Source organism: Burkholderia sp. GW821-FHT14F03 (assembly GCF_058803765.1).
The window spans coordinates 188149-190627 of the sequence record NZ_JBXAPG010000006.1 but is presented as its reverse complement, the minus strand read 5'-3'; the positions used below and the strand labels follow the sequence as shown (position 1 = coordinate 190627).

General features: G+C 71.8%; 3 protein-coding genes. All 3 read right to left on the bottom strand.

Annotated features, from left to right (window positions below; all coding sequences use genetic code 11):
- Window positions 1–256: 256 nt before the first annotated feature.
- Entirely contained in the window at window positions 257–898 is a 642-nt protein-coding gene (locus AC1RQF_RS06825) for a DUF2894 domain-containing protein (protein WP_492871608.1), read from the bottom strand.
- A complete protein-coding gene (locus AC1RQF_RS06820; RefSeq protein WP_273997812.1) occupies window positions 891–1541 on the bottom strand; it encodes an OmpA family protein in 651 nt (216 codons plus the stop codon). The genes AC1RQF_RS06825 and AC1RQF_RS06820 overlap by 8 nt, the downstream gene beginning before the upstream one ends.
- Window positions 1538–2479, bottom strand: a 942-nt coding sequence (locus tag AC1RQF_RS06815) for a DUF802 domain-containing protein (RefSeq protein ID WP_492871607.1), incomplete at its 5' end; no start/stop codon positions are given. The genes AC1RQF_RS06820 and AC1RQF_RS06815, both read right to left, overlap by 4 nt.

Sequence of the window (2479 nt, the reverse complement as noted above, 5' to 3'; positions counted from 1 at the left end):
TTGCGGTTTGCGGTTTGCGGTTTGCGGTTTGCGGTTTGCGGTTTGCGGTTTGCGGTTTGCGGTTTGCGGTTTGCGGTTTGCGGTGCGCAACGGCACCACGCTCAGAATCGGCGCGCAAGTGCGAATGACGGCGAGCGGTCGCGTGCGCATGCATACCGACCGTCCCGCAAGAAACGCGACGCGCTCAAGCGAGCAAACGCGAGCCCCCGGAAATACCCTCGCGCACCGGATGTCCCCTGCCGCGCACGGAACGCGCCTACCTGGCGCGTCCGCCTCGACCGCCGCGCTTCGCCGCCGGCTCGTCGGCGGCCGGCGCACGCTCGCCCGTGGCTTGTTCGAGCCACGACAGCGCATCCACATACGACAGGAATTGCCGCAAATAGGCCGGCGACAACGCATGCATCTGCGTCAGCGCGCGATGCACGAGGCTGCTCGAATTGAGCGGGCCGGCATTCTTCGGCACCTGGTCGAGCGCCGTCCGCAACTGCCGCTCGGTGCTGACGCGCGACCAGGTCTCGCGGAAATAATCGAGCAGCGCCGGCTCCGGAAACGCGCGCGCGCCGCCCGCGCGCGCGCGCGCGGGCAAGCCGATGCCCTCCGCGCGCGGCTGCGCCGCGACGTAATCGACCAGCGCCGCGAGCGGCCCCGGCATGACCGCCCCGGCGGCGGCCGGCCGCGCCTCGGCGCGCGACGCCCCCGCGCGCGCGACCCGCGCCGCATAGGCGTCGAGCCAGCCGGACAAGGTCGCGTCCAGCACGCTGCGCGCTTCACCCTGAAGCACCTGCGCGCGCCGCAGCAATGCCTCGAGCGCACGGAACCGCGCCGGGTCCAGCCGATCCGCGCCGCTCGCGCGCCAGTCGTCGAGCAGCGCGTGGGCGCGCGCGCACGCGTCACTCATGCCGCGCTCCGCTCACGGCCGGCGCGGGCCGCGGCACCGGTGCGATCTCGACGCGCCGGTTCAGCGCCCGCCCCGAGTCGTCCGCGTTCGAGCTGACCGGCTGCTCCGAACCGAATGCCGCCGCGAACACCGACGCAGCCGGCACGCCTTCGTCGATGAACGCGCGGGTCACCGTCAGCGCACGCTTCGCGGACAGCTCCCAGTTATCCGCGAACAGGCGGTTGCCCGCGCGCACCTGCTGGTCGTCGGCGAAGCCGCTCACCATCAGGATCTCGTCGCGATTCTTCAGATAGGCGGCGAGCGGACCCGCGAGGCTCTTCAGCAAGTCACGGCCGGCGGGTTGCAGCTGATCCGAGTTCAGCGCGAACAACACGCTGCCGCTGATGCCGATCCGCCCGTTGACGAAGGTCACGCGCCCCGCCGCGAGCGGGCCCGCGAGCGCCTGTTCGAGGCTCTGGCGACGCTGCGCCTCCTGCTGCCGCTGCCGGACTTCCGCGTCGAGCTGAGACGACAGCGCCTGCTGCACACCGATCACCCCGACCAGGATCAGCACGAACACGCCCAGCAGCACCGACATCAGGTCGCCGAACGCGGCCCAGATCGGCGCGGTGGCGTCCACGCCGCCGTCGATTTCGTCGCTCATGCCGCGTCAGCCCCCGAAAGCGCCGCCCGGCCGGCCGCGGCGCGCTGCAGTTCCTCGACGATCTGCTTCTGCGACAGCATGCTCAGGTCGATCACCTCGCGCGCCTGCGCCACGTAGTAGGCGAGTTGTTCGTCGCTGCGCGTCAGCGAACGGTCGAGCGCGCTTTCGACGCGTTCGAGATGCGTCACCAGTTGGCCGTTGGCCTCGCCGAACACCTGCACGGCCGCGCCGAACGCCTCGCCCAGGCTCGCCACCTCGGCGGCGCTGCCCGTGACCTGCGCGGCGACCGCGTCGAGGCGGCCCGCGCCGTTGTCGACCTGCTCCGAGAAGCGCGACCCGACGCGCGCGAGCAGATCCGACGAGGTCGAGACGAGCGCGTCGATGGCCGCGCGCTGTTCGGTGGATGCATGATTCACCGCGCCCAGCAGCGTTTCGAGCGTCGCGAGCAGGCGGCTGCGCTCCTCCAGCATCGCGGTGTCGCGCACCATGCTGTCGGACAGCTTCTGGCGCATTTCCGCGACCACCTCGGCCGCCACGCGCGGCGCTTCCGATGCGGCCTGCACCAGCTGGCCCAGTTCCGCGATCGTGTCGCGCGCATGCGCGTGCGTCTGCGCGGAGATCGCCTCGGCGGCGCGCGCGAGCGCGTCGCAGATCGCCTGCTGGCGATGCGCCGCGGCCTCGCCCGTCCGCGTCCACTGTTCGTCGAGCGTCGCCGCCACCGCGCCGAGCGACTCGCGCCAGACCGCGAGCCGCGCGTCGTCGCGCGCGACCAGCTCGGCGCGCACCGCCACGTGCGCGTTGCCCAGGCCGTCCAGCAATGCCGCCGCCTGTCGTTCGAAGCCGCGCGACGCCGTTTCCAGCGCCTGCTGGTTGTGCGTCGCCAATTGTTCGTTGACCTGCGCCTGACGATCGAGCGCCTCGCCCAACCCGCCCAGCAA